The sequence below is a fragment of the uncultured Lactobacillus sp. genome (genome assembly GCF_902491705.1).
Lineage (GTDB): Bacteria > Bacillota > Bacilli > Lactobacillales > Lactobacillaceae > Lactobacillus.
Genome location: NZ_CABUIW010000107.1, coordinates 1 through 1980 on the forward strand (window position 1 = coordinate 1; position 1980 = coordinate 1980).

General features: G+C 35.3%; 2 protein-coding genes. One reads left to right on the forward strand and one right to left on the reverse strand.

Translation table 11 applies throughout. The annotated features are described in order from the left end of the window. Positions 1-206: 206 nt before the first annotated feature. A complete protein-coding gene (locus RDN22_RS11300) occupies positions 207-548 on the reverse strand; it encodes a helix-turn-helix domain-containing protein (protein WP_308558156.1) in 342 nt (113 codons plus the stop codon). A gap of 169 nt (positions 549-717) precedes the next feature. Between RDN22_RS11300 and RDN22_RS11305 the strand changes: the two genes are divergently transcribed. Next, entirely contained in the window at positions 718-1740 is a 1023-nt protein-coding gene (locus RDN22_RS11305) for a zinc-binding alcohol dehydrogenase family protein (protein WP_048687438.1), read from the forward strand. Positions 1741-1980: the final 240 nt, after the last annotated feature.

Consider the following 1980-nt stretch of genomic DNA (forward strand, 5'->3'; position numbering starts at 1 on the left):
GAAAAGACAGCCACCGCCCTTAAAACTTCTTGCTCAATCCATTATACAGGGAAATCAAAAATCAACCAAGAGCAATAAAACTTCAAGTGATGAAAAGCAAGCCTATCGCCTCTAGCTGGATATGTTTAAGGCGAAAAAAAGTAAATAATATAACTATAATGCTTCGAAATGTTACTATTCAGGTAATTTTGAAGCATTTTTAGTTACTATACCTCAGAGTTTATGGAGTTGTAAGTTTGCCCCCATTTGTCCATTTCTAGAATAATTGGCGTCAGTGTCTCACCAAACCTAGTCATTCTATATTCTGTTTTAGGAGGAATCACTGGATATATCTTTTTTTCGATAATCTTGTCCGTCTCTAACTCATTAAGTTGTAGCGATAACATCCTGCGAGAGCAATTCGGCATTTTTTTTTGCAATTCACTAAATCTACATACTTTATTTTTTATAAGATGATACAAAATTACACTTTTCCATTTACCTGAAATTATTTGTAAAGTGCTTTCAACAGGACAACCATTACTACAGTTAAAAATATGTCTTTGCAAGCCCAACACTCCTTCTTAAAAAAACTAGATGTTTTAATCATATATTGACTTATTCTTTGTGGCTATTAGGGAAATAATTGTTGCATAGATAATTTAAATTCTCTTCTTGTATGTCTTATATAACAAGTTACTATTTGTAAGTATAGAACAATAGAAAAGAGGACTCACTATGAAAGCTATCGGATTTACTCAACATTTAAACATTAACGATTCTAGAAGCTTATTCGAATTTGAAGAAAGTGTCCCAGTACCTAAAGGGCACGATTTGCTCGTCAAAGTTAATGCTGTATCCGTTAATCCAGTTGATGTTGGTGTACGACGTGGCGGGCACGGCAAACTAACGACCCCAAAAGTTATTGGATGGGACGCATGTGGAATTGTAAAAAAAGTGGGTAATCAAGTATCTCTATTTAACCCTGGAGATCGGGTATATTATGCCGGTTCCTTTAAACGTCCAGGAAGTAATAATGAATATCAGTTAGTAGATGAACGAATTGTTGGACATGCACCTAAATCCTTAAGCGACGATGAAGCAGCCGCAATGCCTCTGACTTCATTGACAGCTTATGAAGCGCTATTTGAACAACTGTCAGTGTCCTCTAATAGTCAAAGTAATAAAGATAAAACCATTTTGATCATTAATGGTGCTGGTGGAGTAGGATCAGTTGCAACACAATTAGCTGCAAATGCAGGACTAACCGTAATTGCCACTGCTTCACGTCCCGAAAGTATCAATTGGGTCAAAAGTCATGGTGCTAAATACACTGTAAACCACAGGAATAATTTAATCGACGAAGTCAGAGAACTTGGTTATAAATTTGTAGATTATATTTTAGAGTTAAAAGATATTGACAATCATTGGAAAGAAATGTGTGAGTTAATTAAGCCTGAGGGAGCTATTGCTTCGATTACCGAAAATAGGCGACCTATCAATCTACGTTTATTAACTCAAAAGAAAGCAATCTTTGCTTGGGAATGGATGTATACCAAGTCTTACTATCATACAAATGATATGCAAACCCAACATGATATTTTAGAAAAAATTGCATATTTTCTTGATAATGGCCAATTAAAGTGTACTCTAACACATTCCCTTTCTCCTTTAAATGCAACTAATCTTCGGAAAGCACATAGTTTAGTGGAAAGTGGGCATATGGTTGGTAAAGTCGTTGTTTTTGGATGGGAGGAATAAAATATGAAATTGGGAAACTTTAGGGGAGACCAGAGTTTAAATATAACAAAAGGCGCTGCGCCGGCTTTTTCACTGTCGATACAGCGCCTTTGTTATGTCATCGGGAACATATATTTGATAACTACGCTAATACTAGTGATATCACTATTGACGGTTGGTGAAGTTAGTGTGAAATTTTCTATAAGAATATGGTAATATAAGGGCATGTGATAATCTTTAGTATTGCGCATAGAAAACAAA

Coding starts and splice junctions, on each gene's coding strand:
- RDN22_RS11305 (WP_048687438.1), top strand. CDS start 718: ATGAAAGCTATCGGATTTACTCAACATTTAAACATTAACGATTCTAGA.